The sequence below is a fragment of the Thermodesulfobacteriota bacterium genome (assembly GCA_025062045.1).
In the GTDB taxonomy this organism is placed as follows: domain Bacteria; phylum Desulfobacterota; class Syntrophorhabdia; order Syntrophorhabdales; family JANXAF01; genus JANXAF01.
In genome coordinates, this window is the sequence record JANXAF010000005.1 from 18,436 (window position 1) to 35,116 (window position 16,681).

Here is a 16,681-nt window from a genome sequence, read left to right on the forward strand (position 1 = left end):
GGGGTGAAAAGAAAATGAGCCTACTTACAGCATACGCTATAACCTTTATCGCTAGTTTCTGCACTTTAGTGATTGAGATTGTAGCTGGCAGGATCTTAGCTCCCTTTGTAGGCGTATCCATCTACACGTGGACGAGCATAATTGGCGTGATACTGGCCGGGATAAGCATAGGAGCCTACATAGGAGGACGATTGGCAGACAAATATCCTTCTCGAAAGACACTTTCAGTCCTGCTTCTACTTTCCGGTTTTACCGCTCTTATGATCATTCCTCTTACAAACCTTGTCGCCTCTTACAAGTTTCCTCTCTCCCTTATGATGAGAATATTTGTCGTGACATCGATTATATTTTTCATCCCCAGTTGCATTTTGGGTACTATTTCGCCTGTTGTGATTAGACTCGCTTTGAAGAACGTTGAAAGTGCCGGGGGCATTGTGGGTAAGATCTATGCTTTCTCCACACTTGGAGCAATAATAGGGACTTACGTCACCGGATTTTTTCTGATCTCTTGGATGGGAACAAGGAACATCATATTTACAACAGGACTCATCCTTTTAGTGTCAGCCCTCTTTGTTGGTTCCCTTTTTAGGCGTAAAGTTTATACGGTTTCTTTCTTTGTCCTTCTCGTTCCAGTTCTTGCTTTATGCTACGAGTCCCTATACAAGGTGAAACTCAGAGAAGACACCTATTTTTACAAGGAAAGTGATTACTATACTATCAAGCTCTGTAAATCTCTAAGCTCCGACGGAAAGACCGAGCTTGATGCTTTGATTCTCGACAACCTGATCCACTCTTACGTATGTAAAAAAGACCCAACCCACATAGAGTACGAATACGAACGCATATACGCTGACGTTCTCAAATGGAAGTACAAGAAGAAGGACAATTTTAAAACCCTCACCATAGGAGGGGGTGGTTACACTTTCCCTAGATACATGGAGGTCTACTACCCTAATGCCAAAATCGACGTTGTGGAGATCGACCCTGAAGTGACGAAGGTCGCATACGAGCATCTCGGGCTTCCAAGAAATACTAGAATAAGGACCTTTAACACTGACGGTAGGTGGTATGTGATGAACTGTAAAGAAAAGTACGATGTTGTCTTTCTCGATGCCTATAACGACCTTACGGTCCCCTACCATCTAACGACCAAAGAGTTTCTGACCCAGGTCAACAATATCATGACGGAGGATGGCATACTGCTCTCCAATATCATAGACAATTTCCAAAAGGGTGAGTTTTTACCGTCCTATATCCATACGTTGAAAAGAGTCTTTGGGGAAGAAAAGGTCTTTCTCCTTTCTGTTTCTCCCAATTTCGAGGACTTAAGGATAAGTACATTCATCGTTATCGCCTCTAAGGGAAACCTGAACATAAAAGAGTTCGACAGATTTGTAAAAGAGCGCAGACTAAAAGGTAAAGCAACGACGGTTGTAGTTCCGGATGAACTTGTAAAAAAGATGATATCTGGAAGACGAGTAATAACTATAAGTGACGATTACGCCCCTGTCGATAATCTTGTCGCTCCTGTCTTTGAGGAAAGGTTTGGATACGACAGAAAGGATGGATAGTTATGGAGAAAAGGACGCTAGTCCTTGTACCTTTGGCTTATGGATCCGAAGAACTAGAAGCAGTAAGCATAATCGATATATTAAGAAGGGCAAATGCCAAAGTGGATATTGTCACAATTGGGGATGAAAAGTTATTGGAGTGTTCGAAAGGGGTTAAGATCTTGGGAGAAAAAGTCATAGATGAGGTCAAAGGTGTAAAATACGACGCGATCGTTGTTCCTGGGGGCATGCCCGGCGCAGAAAATATCAGAAATTCCGAAGAATTCTCAAAAATACTGCTAGACCATGTCAAATCTGGTGCGCTCATTGGCGCAATTTGTGCGTCTCCTGTTGTAGTTCTCGACTACCTCGGGCTTACAAAAGGAAAAAGAATCACATGTCACCCCTCTTTTGCCCCCATGCTCAAACATGGCATTTATGATCCACAGCCTGTGGTTGTTGATTCGAATATCGTTACTGGGAAGAGCGCAGGTTTTGCACTCGAATTTGCTTTAAAAATCGTTGAACTACTCTTCCCTGAGGAAGTCGTAGTTAATGTAAAAAAAGGATTGGCTCTTCTCGAAATAATTTAAATAGAGATTCCAGGTTTCCCAGGTAGGTCAAAAATTTTCGGTTTTATATATAAAACCGTGTTTTATTTTTCTTGACAAATTAAAATTCGGTGAATATAACATCTGAACAAAGGTTAAAAAAATTAGAACCATGTTCAGGGGGATTAAATGTTGAAAGAGTCGATAGTAGCTGAACTTAAAAGGATTTGCGGAGATGAAGACGTTTTAACAACTCCTGAAGCTTTGAAAGCATACTCTTACGATGGGACCACCAACTGGATCAAAGAACCGGAAGCGGTAGTTTTTCCTAAAACCGCATCAGAGATTTCAGAAGTTTTGAAACTTGCGAACAGAGAAAAGATACCGGTTACTCCAAGGGGTGGCGGAACGAACGTTAGTGGTGGGTCTGTGCCATGGTTCGGTGGAATAGTGCTGTGCACCACTAAGATGAATAAGATCAAAAAAATTGACAAGGAGAATTTGAGTTGTACTGTCGAATGCGGAGTTGTGCTACAAGATCTAAATACTGCACTTGCGAAGGAGGGGCTTTTTTTTCCTCCCGATCCTCAAAGTTTCCTCGGCGCTACAATCGGTGGGATTATTGCTGAAAACGCTGGTGGCCCAGCATGCGTAAAGTACGGGGTGACAAAACAGTACGTTCTGGGTCTTCAGGTTGTTTTGCCCACAGGAGAGATTGTGAATTTGGGGGGAAGAACCCTAAAAAATGTTGCTGGATACGATCTTATCCATCTTTTCATCAGTTCTGAAGGAACACTCGGTGTTATAAGTGAAGCGGAACTTAAGGTAAATCCTCTTCCGCCAGCGAGAAAAACGATTGTGGCTGTCTATGACAGCGTTGAAAAGGCTGGAGAGACGGTTTTTAGAGTCCTTGAAAATGGGGTAATTCCGGGAAAGATAGAGCTTTTGGACAACTGGGTTATAAATCGGATAGAAGAGATGATGCCTATGGGTCTACCTAAAGAGGCGGATGCTATGCTTCTTTTTGAGTGTGACGGGATAGAAGAGGCAGTTCAAAAGGAGACCGATAAGATCGTTGAAATAGCGAAAATATACGGAGCAAGGGATGTGCGGGTTGCAAAAGATATGGACGAGGCAAACAGATACTGGATGGCAAGAAGAGCAGGATTTGCGGCGGTGTTCGGAAAGGCAAAAACGGTTCTATCGGAGGATGTGACAGTCCCAAGAGGAATGATCCCTGCTCTTATAAGAAAGAGTAAGGAGATAGCCAAAAAATATGGGCTAGAACTTGTAATCCTTGGACATGCAGGAGACGGAAATCTACATCCGTCCTTCCTGACAGACATAAACAACAAAGAACACTACGAGAGGGCCCAAAAAGCTATGGAAGAAATCATTTACGCCGCTGTCGAACTTGGTGGGGTTCTTTCTGGTGAACATGGAATTGGCCTTGAGAAACAGAAATTCTTCATGAGGGTTACAGATCCAGTCGCGATCGATCTCATGAAAAAGATCAAAGCTCTCTTTGATCCAAATAATATCATGAATCCCGGAAAGATATGGGAGTAAAACTTGAGGGGGCCAAAGTGAACGAGAAGAAGGAACTAAAAAAGGTGGAACAGTACATCGAACAGTGCATGAAGTGCGGCTTTTGTACATATTTTTGTCCTGTCTATCAAGAAGAAAAAGTCGAGACATCAGTTGCAAGAGGCAAAAACTACCTAATCAAACTGGCGCTCCAGGGGCAACAGGAATTCACAGAGGAGATGGGAAAGATTGTTGGCAAATGCCTTCTCTGTAAAAGGTGCGTAGTGAACTGTCCAGCAAAAGCACAAATAGATAGGGTTGTTGTAGGCGCCCGTGCTCAGATGGTAAACGAGAAGGGCCTTGGGTTTATAAAGAATTTAGCGTTCAGAAAGATCATGTCTGACAGGAAAAGATTCACAAGGTACCTTAAACTTGCAAAAGCCTTTCAGTGGCTTTTACCAAAAACAGAGGGAAATATAAGACATCTTCCCGATTTTCTCAAGGCTCTTGGCGCAGGAAGAAACATACCGGAGCTTGCTAAAACTTTTCTTCGGGATATGGTAAAGCCAGTCTATGAGCCGCAAAGCAAAGATAAGCCTGTCATGAAGGTTGGATTCTTTATGGGATGTGCAACAGACTTCATCTATCCTGAGATTGGGCTAAAACTCATAGACTTTCTAACAAAGAGGAACGTGGAGGTCGTAGTTCCTAAAGACCAGAACTGCTGTGGGGCTCCCATATACTTCAGTGGGGACTTCTTAACGGGAAGACTGATCGCTGACATGAATGTGGAGGCTTTTAAAGAAGTAGATACTATAGTTACGGCCTGCGCAACGTGCAGTTCAACCTTAAAAGAATACGAAAAGTACCTTGCAGAAACCGAGGAACAAAAACAGAAGTACGCGAATTTTGGAAAGAAAATAAAGGACAGTCTTGAGTTCATAGTGAAGACACTGAAAGTGGATCCAAAGAACCTTAAAGTTAGAAAAGAATTTCATGGAAAGACCGTAACATGGCATGATCCATGCCATCTTGTAAGGTATCAGGACATAAAGGATGAGCCGAGATCTATCCTTAAGAATTTGGATGGCATAAAATACGTGGAAATGCCCAATGCTGATCTGTGCTGCGGCATGGGAGGATCTTTCAGCATATACCATTACGACCTAACAAAAAGGATAGCGAAAAAGAAGCTGGATGGGATAAAAGCAACCGGGGCAGATATAGTTGTGACGGCATGCCCGGGTTGCATGATAAATCTCATAGATAACGTTTTGCAAAATAGAATGCCCCAAAGGGTTTACCATATCGTCGAACTCTTCGAGTAAAAAATAAATCAAGATAAAGGAGGGAGACCTTATGAAACACGGCGTATGGCTTACGGCAAAGGATGTCTTAAGGGTCAACGCTTTTAAATGGCCAAACAAAATTGGCATTAAGGACTTAAACAAGCAGTACACGTTCAAAGAGTGGAATGAGAGAGCCTGCAGGCTCGCCAACGCTTTAGCCAATCTAGGAATGAAAAAAGGAGATAGATTCTGCGTTTTGTCTTACAACTGCGTGGAATGGCTCGAATTCTATGCCGCTGCTGCAAAGGGTGGGTTCATATGCGTACCCATAATGTTTAGACTTGCGCCGCCTGAAATGGAATACATAATTAACCACGCGGAGGCAAAAGTTTTTATAGTCCAGGGCGGAAAGGACCAAAAAGGAAATGAACTTCCCTGGATAAAGCAGGTCAACAACATGAAGAAAAACTTACCTACTGTAGAACACTACATATCCTTTGCAGTGGACAGTCCGTACTATGATGGATACATAAATTACGAGGATATGCTAAAAGAAGCAAGTCCGGAAGAGCCGGAAGTTAGAGTCGATGCAGATGACATATGGGTCATAATGTATACCGGTGGAACTACAGGCCTTCCAAAAGGTGTTATGAAAAGCCACGGGAACCTCATAGCACAGTATTTTATAATGCTTTATGATCACGAGTTCGAACACGACGACATAGTACTTTTAGTTATGCCACTTTGCCACGTGAACTCACTCTTTTATTCCTTTGTCTTTACATGGATCGGTGCCACTGTAATGGCTTACAACATGGTCAGTTTCGATCCAGAAGATCTTCTTAAAACCTTCGCCGAACATAAGATTACTTTTACATCCCTCGTTCCGACACATTACATAATGATGCTCGCACTTCCAGATGAGGTTAAGAAGAAATACGATCTCTCCTCTGTCAAAAAACTCCTTATATCGTCTGCCCCTGCAAGAAGGGATACAAAGCTTGGAATCATGAAGATGTTCCCCAATGCAAGACTCTGGGAGGCATATGGATCAACGGAGGCAGGAATAGTCACAATACTTAAACCGGAGGAACAGCTCTCCAAACTTGGATCTATAGGCCGCGAAGTTATAGGCTCGGATATAATTAGGCTTTACGACGAAAACGGAAACATAATCACTGAACCGAACGTTGTGGGAGAACTTTACTCCAGAAGCCCCATGGTCTTCGAAGGGTACTGGAAGGATCCTGAAAAGACGAAAGCTGCGATGAAAGGCGAGTATTTTAGCGCGGGAGACATGGCCTATAGGGATCCTGACGGGTACTATGTCCTCGTTGACAGGAAAGCCAATATGATCATAACTGGTGGTGAGAATGTCTATCCCTCTGAGGTTGAGAACGTTATCGGAGCTCATCCTAAGGTAAAGGATGTGGCGGTAATTGGTGTTCCACATGAGAAATGGGGTGAGGCCGTAACTGCTGTAATCGTGCTCCACGAGGGGCAGACTGCAACCCCTGAAGAGATTATCGAGTTCTGTAGGGGTAAGATAGCAGGGTACAAGATACCTAAAAACGTGTACTTTATAAAGGACGAAGAGATGCCCCGTAGTGGAGCCGGAAAGATACTTCACAGGGTTCTAAGAGAAAGGTACGGAAAGTGGAGTGACGTAAGGTAAGTGTTTTCGTAGAGGCGGGCTTTGCCCGCCTTTTTTAATTTGTTAAAAATTTCCTTGAAGTGTCCTTCCTTTTTCTATATCATTAGTTATGGCCAATGATTACGTCCTTTATCTTCAGGTCGGAGACAGAGTTTATCACAAAAAGTACAGAAGATGGGGAATAGGTGTCGTAATTGAGGAGAGAAGATCAGAGCTTCCAGGTGGATTTTGCTATGTGAGGGTCGACTTTCAGGACGGTAAAGTAAGGATCTTCGATAACAACTTTAATAGTCACAACTGTTGTTACTATTCAGGGATCGAAAAGATCGAGTTTGACGAGGATTGTCCCCCAAAAAGAGTGAGGGGAAAGAAGAACGAAAAAAAATCGATTCCTAAGCTCAAAAAGTAAACAAAAAATGGAACGGATTGAGCTCGCAAAGAGTGTAAGGGGGGCCGGCTGAGCCTCAAAAATAGGTCCGGGAGACCTAAATAACATTCTCTGCGGCATCGAAATGCCAAAAGACGATAATGTGATTGTCGGTATTGAAGGATTTGATGATGCCGGTGTTTACAAACTCGACGAAAACACTTTTATCGTTCAAACGATCGACTTTTTTACACCTCTTGTGAATGATCCATATTGGTTCGGTAAGATTGCAGCAGCGAATTCCATGAGCGACGTTTACGCCATGGGTGGAGTTCCAAAAACGGCATTGAACGTGGTTTGTTATTCTACGAAAAAGTTTGGAACTGATATCTTAAAAGAGATACTGAAAGGCGGGATCGAAAAGATAAAAGAAGCCGGGGCGGTGCTTATAGGTGGTCACAGCGTTGATGATGAGGAGATAAAATACGGATTGGCTGTAACAGGTGTCATAAACCCAGAAAGGATTTTGAGAAACGATACGGCTTTTTTAGGAGATTTGCTCATCCTTACAAAACCACTTGGAACCGGAATCCTCACAACGGGAATAAAGGCCGACTTATTAAAAGAGGCGGACGCTCTTTACGTAGCCCAAATAATGGCAGAACTTAACAACAAGGCTTCAGAGCTTATGTTGTCGGTCAACACACATGCTGCAACTGATGTCACCGGCTTTGGACTGATAGGGCATCTAAAGGAGATGATAAAGGATCGGATAGGTGTCGATCTGTACATTAACGAGATACCGATTATCGAAGGCACACTGGAGCTTGCAAAAAAAGGTTTCATCCCAGGAGGCCTTTACAGAAATAAAGAGTATTTTCAAAAGTACGTTATGAATTTACGCGAGGGACCTATATACGACGTCATATTCGATCCTCAAACTTCAGGCGGGCTTCTTTTTGCTGTACCAGAGGAGGAAATCGGAAGATTAAGCGAAAATGCTCAACGGCTTGGCGTAAAGTTTTGGATCATAGGGAAGTTTACAGATAAAAACTTAGGACAGATAGCCCTCCTCTAGGTCTTTTTAGGACCGAAAATGGAAAGGCACTTGATCGAGAAGATTGAATTAGCAGTGGGAAAAGAAAACGTGCTTAGAACCGAGGAAGAAAGAAAGTGCTATTCGTTTGACGCGAGGGCCAGTGGCTGTGTGCCAGATCTTGTCGTACTGCCAACGAATGCAGAAGCTGTATCTTCTGTGCTCAAACTCGCGAACGAATACAAATTTCCAGTAATACCTAGGGGACAGGGTTCCGGTGTAACAGGCGGTGCCATCCCGGTTTCTGGTGGGGTTGTGATGGCTTTTACGAGAATGAGAAGGATAATCGAGATAGACAGAGACGATCTCATAGCAATCGTTGAGCCCGGGGTTATTACGTATGAGTTTCAAGAAGAGGTTAAAAAGTATGGTCTATTTTATCCTCCCGATCCTGCTTCCCATAAGTATTCAACCATAGGTGGAAATGTTGCCACATGTGCTGGTGGACCGAATTCACTGAAATACGGAGTAACGAGGGACTATATTTTGGGACTTGAGGTCGTTTTACCGACTGGTGAGATAATAAATACCGGTGTCAGAACTATGAAAGGGGTTGTCGGGTACGATCTTACACGCCTCTTTGTTGGTAGCGAAGGAACATTGGGGATCTTCACAAAGATAATACTGAAACTGATCCCTTTACCAGAGGCAAAAGCGACAATTCTCGCTTTTTTTAAAGAGGTTGAGGAAGCTGCAAAATGTGTTTCGAGCATCATCGCAGCCCGTGTAGTTCCAGCGGTCGTGGAGTTTATGGATAAAGCTTCCGTCATCTGCAGCGAAAAGGCAAATCCAATAGGTGTTCCAGAGAACACAGGCGCGCTTCTTCTCATTGAAGTTGACGGGGATCCTCCCTCTGTGAAGTACCAGACGGAAAAGATTATACGTCTTATAAAAGAGTCGAACGCAAGCAGCTTCCGAGTAACGGACGACCCAAAGGAGGCTGATCATTTATGGCTTGCAAGGAGGACGCTTTCTCAGGCCACGTACAATTTAAACCCGGTAAAGATAGCAGAGGATGTAGTAGTACCTCGTTCTAAAATCCCTATCCTCATAAGGAAACTTGAAGAACTTGGCAAGAGATACCAAATTCCCATACTCAGTTTTGGACATGCTGGAGATGGAAACTTCCATGTAAGCATCATGATAAGAGATGATCCGGAGGATTATAGAAAGGCAGAGGACGCAGTTAAGGAGATATTTAAGGAGACTTTGAGGCTAGGTGGAACGCTCTCTGGAGAACACGGGATAGGTGTTTTAAAATCGGAATACATAGACATGGAGCTTTCAAAGGAAGTCTTAGAGAAAATGGCAAAAATCAAAAAACTTTTCGATCCAAATAACATTTTGAACCCGGGAAAGATGTTTCCGCCATACATGGCGATCTGACCGCAAATTGACTATAATTTAAAAATAAGCCATGGCTGTTTTAGAGATAAGGAGATATCCTGACCCGATCCTCAAAAGAAAAGCTACCCTAGTCACCGATATCTCTTCAGAGATAGTTCAGCTGGCAAAAGATATGGTGGAGACGATGAGAAGCCAAAGAGGAATAGGTCTTGCCGCAAACCAAGTTGGATACCTTTTAAGAGTTATAGTTGTTGACGGGCTAAGTACTGAGGAGCCGATCGTAATGGTAAATCCCGAGATATTAGCTTTCGAGGACGAGGAGGTAAGAGAAGAGGGTTGCCTGAGTATCCCAGGGTATTTCGAGTACCTAAAAAGGGCAAAGAAGGTCTGGGTGAGGGGAATAGATTTACAAGGTCAACAGTTGGACATCGAGTGTGAGGGGTTAGTTGCGAGGGTTTTTCAACACGAGATAGATCACCTAGACGGGATTCTTTTTGTTGATCGCCTAAGCCCTGTAAAAAGATCGCTTTTTAAGAAGAATTACGAAGGAAAAAAAGGATGAAGATCTGTTTTTTCGGTTCTTCTGTCTTTTCCGTTCCTTCCCTTGTCGCTCTAAAGGACAGGGTCGTTTTGGTGGTAACAAAGAAAGCAAAACCAAAAGGAAGGGGTTATGGACTTGACGACAATGAGGTTAAAAAGTGCGCAAAGTCGTTGAACTTGGGAGTTTTGGAAATCTCTTCTTTTACTGAGCCAGATTTGGAAACGATAAGAAAAATAGAACCCGATCTTTTTGTGGTTGTCTCATTTGGGTTGATTTTGCCAGAATCCGTCCTCAAGATCCCAAAAATTGGCGCCATAAATGTACACCCGTCCTTGCTACCAAAATACAGGGGACCCTCACCTATTCAGGCAGCTCTTCTAAACGGAGACAAGGAAACTGGAATTACGATAATAAGGATGAGCAAGAGGATGGATGCGGGAAACGTACTTTTGCAGAAAAGTTTCGAAATAAGGGAAGACGACGACTCAATCTCTTTAAGTGAGAGACTTTCTCGTGAGGCAGCGGACATCCTTTTTGGATTTGTTAACGAAGTAGAAAAAAAAGGGCTGGAAGAAGGAATCGCGCAAGACGAAAAGTTAGCGACGTACACAAAAATGATAAAAAAAGAGATGGCTAGGATCGACTGGAATCAGGATGCGACCCAGATCGTAAACGCCGTCAGAGCTTATGCAGGTTGGCCTGTCTCTCACACCTATCTTGATGGAAAGTTGCTCAAGATTCATAAAGCTAGAGTTTACGATCTTTTCACATCCGAAAAACCAGGAAAGATTCTTTTTTTTAACAAGAACGGGATCGTTTGCGCATGTGGCTCTGGATCCGTACTTTTAACTGAAGTTCAGCAAGAAAGTAGAAGGCGGATGAGCGCGCATGATTTTGCGATAGGAGCAAAAGACATAGTCGGAAAAATTTTCACGTAAAAAGGAGAAAAGAGATGATAGAGATCTTAAGAGAGCGAAGAAGCATAAGAAAATACAAGGACATTCCTATTGAAGCCGAAAAAATAGAACTTCTAAAGGAAGCTGTTTTACGTTCTCCATCATCTAGGGGTATAAATCCCTGGGTTTTTATCTTTGTCGACGACAAAGATCTTTTACTAAAACTGTCCTACGCGAAAGAACATGGATCTTCTTTCCTTAAAGATGCGGTACTTGGTGTTGTAGTCATGGGTGACGAAACGCGATCTGATTGCTGGGTTGAAGATTGTTCAATAGCCTCGATCATACTGCAACTTGTTGCTCAATCATTGGGACTTGGAAGTTGCTGGATCCAGATAAGAAATAGAATGCATTCTAAAGAAAAGACCGCCGAGGACTATGTGCGCGAGTTGTTAAGTATACCATCCAACTTACGAGTCCTCTCTATAATAAGCATCGGATATCCAGCTGAAAGGAAAAGAAAAGTAAAGCTAGAGGAACTTGAGCACGAAAAGATCTACCGCAATCGATTCGGAGAACGGTAGTGGAGATGGATCGCGTATTCGAAACCGTCAAGGAGTGCCCAAAAGGAAGCAGCATTTATGTTTTCTGAGATTTCGGATACTCTCCAAAGGTCATTCCCGTTGGAGAAAACTATAGATACTTCAACCTTCGCCGCAGTCCCTGTCTTCGCATCGTGAACCCTCGCAGAATAATCGACCAGTTTTACGTTCTCTATGAACGGAAAAACCCTGGTTAGGGATTTTTTGAGTACGTTTGCCAGTGCATCAACGGGTCCAACTCCAGTTGCGGCTTCGTGTGCTTCTTGGCTATCCGTCTTTATTATCACTGTCGCTTCTGGCATATTACCATCGTCTATGAGTCTATAAGAACCAACAACCTCAAAAGGTCTTTTGTAGGAGTCTAATGAGCGAATAAGACTCAACTCTTTTGTTGCGTCTCTTACCTCAATCAACCTTTCCACGTTCCCTTTCCTCCTCAATCAGAAGCTTGTAATCTATGCTGTCTACAAGAGCCTCCCAGCTGGCCTCGATTATATTTTCAGAGACGCCAACGGTCCCCCATACCCTCTTCCCGTCCGAAGTCTCAATGAGCACTCTGATTGGCGCCCTTGTGCCTTCTTCCGTCGTCAAAACCCTTACTTTGTAATCTACAAGTTCCACTTCTTTCAAAGATGGATAGAATTTGTGGAGTGCTTTCCTTAACGCATTGTCTAAGGCGTTGACAGGTCCGCATCCCAAAGCAGCTGTGTGTTCGATCTGATCATTGACTTTAACCATTATAGTAGCCTCTGATACGGGCTTCATCTTACCCTTTTTCTCAACTATTACTCGAAACCCTATGAGATCAAAGTATTTTTTGTGTAGACCAATCACTTTTTTTATGAGCAGCTCTAATGTTCCATCGGCCCCTTCAAATTGGTAGCCAAAAAGTTCCATTTCCTTGATCTTCTTTAAGATCTCTCTTAAGTGTTTCTTATCCTTCTCCGAATCGAGTTCAATTCCAAATTCTTTCGCCTTTTGGATGATATTACTTTCTCCCGAAAGGTCCGACACAAGGACTCTCTGCTTATTACCCACGATTTGGGGGGGTATGTGTTCGTATGTTTCTGGATTCCTTCTTACCGCACTTACGTGTATTCCTCCCTTGTGGGCAAATGCGCTTTCTCCAACGTAAGGTTTCTTCTTGTCAGGAATAAGGTTAGCTATCTCATCGACAGTCAAGCTCAGTCGTCTTAAGTTTTTGAGTTTCTCCTTGTCAATCCCTTCAAGGCCCATCTTAAGAATAACATTCGGTATGACGGAGCACAGATTAGCATTTCCACATCTTTCTCCATACCCATTTATAGTACCTTGCACGTGTACACATCCCGCTTTCACCGCCATTATTGTGTTTGCTACTGCCATTTCCGTATCGTTGTGAGTGTGGATCCCCAATTTCACAGTTATTTTCGGATCCTCCTTAACCTTTTTTACGATCTCGTAAACCTCGTAGGGCATAGAACCCCCGTTTGTATCGCAGAGCACAAGCGCATCCGCACCTGCCATAACTGCAGTATAGAGGACTTTCATCGAGTATTCCGAATTCCTCTTATATCCGTCGAAGAAATGCTCGGCATCAAAGAAAACCTTTTTACCATGTTTTTTTAGGTACTCGATAGTCTTCTCCACCATCCTGAGATTTGTATCGAGCGAAACCCTAAGAGCGTCTTTCACGTGTAAATCCCAGCTTTTGCCAACTATCGTCACATATTCCGTGTCCGCATCAAGGAGAAGTCTTAAAGACTCATCAGATTCGGGGTGAGAAGTCTTCCTTATCGTACTTGAGAAAGCGACTATTTTTGAATTTTTAAGGTGTATTTTTTTGACTTCTCTGAAATAGTGAAGATCCTTTGGATTGGAGGCGGGCCACCCGCCTTCTATGTAGTGGATGCCAAAATCATCTAGGAGCTCAGTTATTCTTAGCTTGTCGTTGAGGGTAAACGAAATGTCCTCCGCCTGGGCACCATCTCTTAAAGTCGTGTCGTAGAACTCTATTGGCAAATGGTCTCCTCCTCTATGTCTTCCTTGTCCAACCCAAATGCGGTATGGAGGGCCTGAACTGCTAGTTCGGCGTATTTGGCCTCAATAACGCACGAGATCTTTATCTCCGATGTTGTGATCGCTTCTATATTTATCCCTTCGGAGGCCAAAGTGGAGAACATCTTTGCAGCAACCCCGTAATGTGATCTCATTCCCGAACCAACAATTGAGACTTTAGCAATGTCCTCATCTAGAGTAACCTCTTCCGCTCCGATCTCTTTAGCCACCTGCTCTGCAATTTTATGCGCTTTTCTTGCATCTCCCTTCGAGACTGTGAAAGTTATGTCAGTATAATTTCCCTTACTTACGTTTTGAACTATTATGTCCACAACGATATTGGCATCGGCAAGGGCCGAAAATATCTTAGCCGCAATTCCGGGTCTGTCTGGGACCTTACTGATCGTGATCTTGGCCTCATTTTTATTGAATGTAACACCAGAAACCACAACCTTTTCCATTGCCATATTCGGTACCTCCTTGCTCACCAACGTTCCCGGTCCCTCCGTGAACGAAGATTTAACGAGGATCGGAACGTTGTATCTTTTTGCCAGCTCAACTGACCGGATCTGCAAGACTTTTGCCCCAAGGCTTGCCATTTCTAACATTTCGTCGTAAGTTATGTAATCCAGTCTTTTCGCCTTAGGACATACATTTGGGTCCGCAGTGAACACTCCATCCACATCAGTATAGATTTCGCAGAGATCCGCACCTAATGCTGCTGCAAGAGCCACAGCCGTCGTGTCCGAGCCTCCTCTCCCTAAAGTTGTTATGTTTCCGTTCTTGTCGATTCCCTGGAACCCTGACACGATCACAACTCTACCTTTATTCAGTTCCGAAAGTATTCTTTCCTTTTCAACCTCAATAATTCTCGCTTTCGTGTAAGTGGAATCTGTGATTATCCTAACCTGGTGCCCCTGAAGGGAAACTGCACTGCAGTACATGCTGTTTAATGTAATCGCCAAAAGGGCCGATACCACTTGCTCTCCCGTAGTTAACAAAACGTCGAGTTCCCTCTCGTCGGGTGTCTTTGTTATGGATGTTGCAAGAGATATGAGTCTGTCCGTCTCACCAGCCATTGCGGATACGACAACAACTAAACTATCTCCTCTCTCTCGGTAAGAAATTATTCTTTTGGCCACATTTTTTATCCTTTCCAAATCTCCAACTGAGGTACCTCCGTACTTCTGAACTACAAGCATCACTTCCTCCGGAAGGGAACGCTAATTGTGAACTCTTATAATACTAAATTGTTCCCAAATTTACAACCTCAATCCTTCTTTCATTCTCACCAATTATCTCTATCTTCACTTCGGTTCTTGGTCCATGCCAGGCTCTCCTTTCTGGCCATTCCACAACCACGATCCCTTCGTCGAGCATCTCTTCCACAAAGATATCTGAGGCTTCCTCGTTACTGAGTCTGTAGAAGTCAACGTGGATCAAGGTTTGTCTTCCTCCTTCGTAGACGTTTACGATTGTAAAGGAGGGGCTATTCACATAAATCCAGTCTTTAAAACCGAGGCCCTTCGCTATGCCTTTTATAAGCTGCGTTTTGCCAGAACCCATATCTCCGGTGATTAGCACAAGGCTGCCTATGGTCAACTCTTTCGCTATAATTTCTCCTATTTCCCACGTTTCAGAGGGTCCTCTCGATATAAACTCTCTCTTTTCCATCCTTTATCTCCCTTATTGCCAAACCGAGATCACATAGAAGGTCCATAGCTAAAAGATCCATATCGGAGTATTTTTCTACATACCTGTCCGCTATGTATCCGTGAAGGTAAGTGCCAAGTATGGCAGCTTCTACGAGGCTATAACCCTGAGATTTTAAACCACCTATGAAACCGGTGAGAATGTCTCCAGAACCACCTTTCGCTAAAGCGGGATTTCCCGTGGGATTGATATAGATTCTGCCTGCTTCGTCAAAGATAAGGGTTCTTGCTCCTTTAAGTACAAGTGCTATTCCATACGATTTTACAAAGCCCAATCCTATCCCTATTCTGTCCTCGTTTATTTCCCTCGTACTCTTTTTTATAAGTCTTGAAAATTCTCCAGGATGAGGGGTGATGAGAGTTCGATTTTTACCATTCCTCAGTAAATCTGGTTCGTCTTTAAACGCATTTATCCCATCGGCGTCTATGACGAAAGGTTTGTCCGTCTCAAGAAATATTCTTCTTGCAAATTCCATCGCTTCTTCCTCCTGAGAAAGTCCAGGTCCGAGTATCACAACGTCCTTATCAGAAACAAACTCTTTCGTCATTTCGAAACCATCCATTGTAAAATGCCCTTTATTTCTGTCAGGCACTGGGAAAGTCATAACCTCAGTCGTTTTAGTCTCCAAAATTGGGTTTAGGCTTTCAGGGATAACGAGAGTTACAAGTCCAGCTCCGATCTTCAATGCCGCAACGGAAGCCATATAAGCAGCACCCGTTTTACCTTTAGATCCCGCAATTACTACGGCATGGCCGTAATTGCCTTTATGTGACTCAGGTGGGCGTTCTTTTAAGAGGCTTCTTATAAGACAACCGTCTATCACTTCTGCGTCCCAGCCAAGGATCTCCTCCGCGTGGCGTGGAATCGATATGTCGATCACTGTGAGTCTTCCCGTGTACTGAACACCAGGAAAAAGCACATGCCCAAGCTTCGGATACCCGAAAGTAAAAGTGTGGCAAGCCATAACAGAGACTGGTTGAGGTTTTCCTGTTTTTCCATTGAGCCCAGAAGGAATATCTATAGACACAACAGTCTTTCCTAAATCGTTTATGGCCTCGATCGCTTCTTTCTCCAGACCTTGTACTTCCTTTGAAAGACCTGTTCCAAAAATCGCATCCACTATAATGTCAGTTTTCTCAAGATACGATCTGACTTCGTCAAAGTTTTCGGTGATTTCCAATATCTGACCTCCTGTCTTCTCGTATAATTCCATGTTCAGCAAAGCATCACCTTTTAGCTCGGATTTTTTTCCAAGAAGGAAAACAGTGACTTCGTAACCTTCCATTTTTGCGTATCTTGCAACGACGAATCCATCCCCTCCATTGTTTCCCCTTCCAGCGATGACGACGATTCTTTTTTTTCCGTTCATGTAGGTCTCTTTTATGAGTCTAAAAACACTCCTTCCTGCATTCTCCATAAGGACTGAAGATGGAATACCCCACTCGTTTATCGCATAGTTGTCGTATTTTGCCATCCTTTCTGGTGACATAACTTTCATAAAGATTTCCCTC

16 protein-coding genes are annotated in these 16,681 nt (G+C 43.4%); 11 read left to right on the forward strand and 5 right to left on the reverse strand.

Annotated elements, in window-relative coordinates; all coding sequences use genetic code 11:
* Window positions 1-14 precede the first annotated feature (14 nt).
* The 11 genes from NZ583_04805 to NZ583_04855 all read left to right on the forward strand — a co-directional run bounded on the left by NZ583_04805 (window position 15) and on the right by NZ583_04855 (window position 11,402).
* Window positions 15-1,571, forward strand: coding sequence for a fused MFS/spermidine synthase (locus tag NZ583_04805; GenBank protein ID MCS7280931.1), 1,557 nt, complete (start codon window positions 15-17; stop codon window positions 1,569-1,571).
* 2 nt (window positions 1,572-1,573) lie between these two features.
* Window positions 1,574-2,143 (forward strand): DJ-1/PfpI family protein, encoded by a 570-nt coding sequence (locus NZ583_04810; GenBank protein ID MCS7280932.1) that lies wholly within the window; start codon window positions 1,574-1,576, stop codon window positions 2,141-2,143.
* Between the two features lie 147 nt (window positions 2,144-2,290).
* Window positions 2,291-3,670: an FAD-binding protein gene (locus NZ583_04815; GenBank protein MCS7280933.1), complete on the forward strand. Its 1,380-nt coding sequence runs from the start codon at window positions 2,291-2,293 to the stop codon at window positions 3,668-3,670.
* A gap of 17 nt (window positions 3,671-3,687) precedes the next feature.
* Window positions 3,688-4,956 (forward strand): (Fe-S)-binding protein, encoded by a 1,269-nt coding sequence (locus NZ583_04820; protein MCS7280934.1) that lies wholly within the window; start codon window positions 3,688-3,690, stop codon window positions 4,954-4,956.
* Window positions 4,957-4,987: 31 nt separating this feature from the next.
* Window positions 4,988-6,592, forward strand: coding sequence for an AMP-binding protein (locus tag NZ583_04825; protein MCS7280935.1), 1,605 nt, complete (start codon window positions 4,988-4,990; stop codon window positions 6,590-6,592).
* An 88-nt stretch (window positions 6,593-6,680) separates the two neighbouring features.
* Window positions 6,681-6,980 (forward strand): DUF3553 domain-containing protein, encoded by a 300-nt coding sequence (locus tag NZ583_04830; GenBank protein ID MCS7280936.1) that lies wholly within the window; start codon window positions 6,681-6,683, stop codon window positions 6,978-6,980.
* A 7-nt stretch (window positions 6,981-6,987) separates the two neighbouring features.
* Entirely contained in the window at window positions 6,988-8,016 is a 1,029-nt protein-coding gene (selD, locus tag NZ583_04835) for a selenide, water dikinase SelD (GenBank protein MCS7280937.1), read from the forward strand.
* A gap of 18 nt (window positions 8,017-8,034) precedes the next feature.
* Window positions 8,035-9,420 carry an FAD-binding protein gene (locus NZ583_04840; GenBank protein ID MCS7280938.1) on the forward strand — a complete coding sequence of 462 codons (1,386 nt, stop codon included), beginning with the start codon at window positions 8,035-8,037 and terminating at the stop codon, window positions 9,418-9,420.
* Window positions 9,421-9,451: 31 nt separating this feature from the next.
* Window positions 9,452-9,943 (forward strand): peptide deformylase, encoded by a 492-nt coding sequence (def, locus tag NZ583_04845; protein MCS7280939.1) that lies wholly within the window; start codon window positions 9,452-9,454, stop codon window positions 9,941-9,943.
* Window positions 9,940-10,860 carry a methionyl-tRNA formyltransferase gene (gene fmt / locus NZ583_04850; GenBank protein ID MCS7280940.1) on the forward strand — a complete coding sequence of 307 codons (921 nt, stop codon included), beginning with the start codon at window positions 9,940-9,942 and terminating at the stop codon, window positions 10,858-10,860. The genes def and fmt overlap by 4 nt, the downstream gene beginning before the upstream one ends.
* A 14-nt stretch (window positions 10,861-10,874) precedes the next feature.
* Entirely contained in the window at window positions 10,875-11,402 is a 528-nt protein-coding gene (locus NZ583_04855) for a nitroreductase family protein (GenBank protein MCS7280941.1), read from the forward strand.
* On the opposite strand, the gene NZ583_04860 is transcribed toward NZ583_04855, so the two are convergent.
* From NZ583_04860 to NZ583_04880, 5 genes are read right to left on the reverse strand one after another with little or no spacing between them, the layout of a single operon-like run.
* The gene (locus NZ583_04860; GenBank protein MCS7280942.1) at window positions 11,375-11,842 is read right to left on the reverse strand and encodes a hypothetical protein; all 468 of its coding nucleotides are present in this window, start codon (window positions 11,840-11,842) and stop codon (window positions 11,375-11,377) included. The two genes, NZ583_04855 and NZ583_04860, sit on opposite strands and share 28 nt — an antisense overlap.
* On the reverse strand, window positions 11,826-13,421 hold the full coding sequence (gene cimA / locus NZ583_04865; GenBank protein ID MCS7280943.1) for a citramalate synthase: 1,596 nt from the start codon (window positions 13,419-13,421) through the stop codon (window positions 11,826-11,828). Before cimA ends, NZ583_04860 begins: the two co-directional genes overlap by 17 nt.
* Complete coding sequence (locus tag NZ583_04870) at window positions 13,412-14,662, reverse strand: aspartate kinase (GenBank protein MCS7280944.1); 1,251 nt, start codon at window positions 14,660-14,662, stop codon at window positions 13,412-13,414. Before NZ583_04870 ends, cimA begins: the two co-directional genes overlap by 10 nt.
* 40 nt (window positions 14,663-14,702) lie before the next feature.
* Window positions 14,703-15,131 carry a tRNA (adenosine(37)-N6)-threonylcarbamoyltransferase complex ATPase subunit type 1 TsaE gene (gene tsaE / locus NZ583_04875; GenBank protein ID MCS7280945.1) on the reverse strand — a complete coding sequence of 143 codons (429 nt, stop codon included), beginning with the start codon at window positions 15,129-15,131 and terminating at the stop codon, window positions 14,703-14,705.
* The gene (locus NZ583_04880) at window positions 15,094-16,668 is read right to left on the reverse strand and encodes an NAD(P)H-hydrate dehydratase (GenBank protein MCS7280946.1); all 1,575 of its coding nucleotides are present in this window, start codon (window positions 16,666-16,668) and stop codon (window positions 15,094-15,096) included. The genes tsaE and NZ583_04880 overlap by 38 nt, the downstream gene beginning before the upstream one ends.
* Between the last annotated feature and the right edge of the window lie 13 nt (window positions 16,669-16,681).

Coding starts and splice junctions, on each gene's coding strand:
- NZ583_04805 (MCS7280931.1), top strand. CDS start 15: ATGAGCCTACTTACAGCATACGCTATAACCTTTATCGCTAGTTTCTGC.
- NZ583_04810 (MCS7280932.1), top strand. CDS start 1,574: ATGGAGAAAAGGACGCTAGTCCTTGTACCTTTGGCTTATGGATCCGAA.
- NZ583_04815 (MCS7280933.1), top strand. CDS start 2,291: ATGTTGAAAGAGTCGATAGTAGCTGAACTTAAAAGGATTTGCGGAGAT.
- NZ583_04825 (MCS7280935.1), top strand. CDS start 4,988: ATGAAACACGGCGTATGGCTTACGGCAAAGGATGTCTTAAGGGTCAAC.
- NZ583_04830 (MCS7280936.1), top strand. CDS start 6,681: ATGGCCAATGATTACGTCCTTTATCTTCAGGTCGGAGACAGAGTTTAT.
- NZ583_04840 (MCS7280938.1), top strand. CDS start 8,035: ATGGAAAGGCACTTGATCGAGAAGATTGAATTAGCAGTGGGAAAAGAA.
- def (MCS7280939.1), top strand. CDS start 9,452: ATGGCTGTTTTAGAGATAAGGAGATATCCTGACCCGATCCTCAAAAGA.
- fmt (MCS7280940.1), top strand. CDS start 9,940: ATGAAGATCTGTTTTTTCGGTTCTTCTGTCTTTTCCGTTCCTTCCCTT.
- NZ583_04855 (MCS7280941.1), top strand. CDS start 10,875: ATGATAGAGATCTTAAGAGAGCGAAGAAGCATAAGAAAATACAAGGAC.
- tsaE (MCS7280945.1), bottom strand. CDS start 15,131: ATGGAAAAGAGAGAGTTTATATCGAGAGGACCCTCTGAAACGTGGGAA.
- NZ583_04880 (MCS7280946.1), bottom strand. CDS start 16,668: ATGAAAGTTATGTCACCAGAAAGGATGGCAAAATACGACAACTATGCG.